The organism is Burkholderia sp. SIMBA_051, assembly GCF_046534915.1.
Lineage (GTDB): Bacteria > Pseudomonadota > Gammaproteobacteria > Burkholderiales > Burkholderiaceae > Burkholderia > Burkholderia ambifaria.
In genome coordinates this window covers 1-253 of record NZ_JAWRXS010000591.1, presented here as the reverse complement: position 1 = coordinate 253, position 253 = coordinate 1, and the positions used below count along the sequence as shown (strand labels likewise).

The window sequence follows — 253 nt, the reverse complement described above, 5'->3', positions numbered from 1 at the left end:
CACGCCACATCTTGCGAATATATGTGTAGAAACTGCCGGAAATCGTCGTGGTATTCACTCCAGAGCGATGAAAACGTTTCAGTTTGCTCATGGAAAACGGTGTAACAAGGGTGAACACTATCCCATATCACCAGCTCACCGTCTTTCATTGCCATACGGAATTCCGGATGAGCATTCATCAGGCGGGCAAGAATGTGAATAAAGGCCGGATAAAACTTGTGCTTATTTTTCTTTACGGTCTTTAAAAAGGCCG

General features: G+C 44.7%; 1 protein-coding gene. It reads right to left on the bottom strand.

Translation table 11 applies throughout. From position 1 onward, the window contains the following. The coding region (locus tag SB771_RS35845; RefSeq protein ID WP_410722148.1) for a CatA-like O-acetyltransferase at window positions 1-253 on the bottom strand (253 nt) is incomplete at both ends.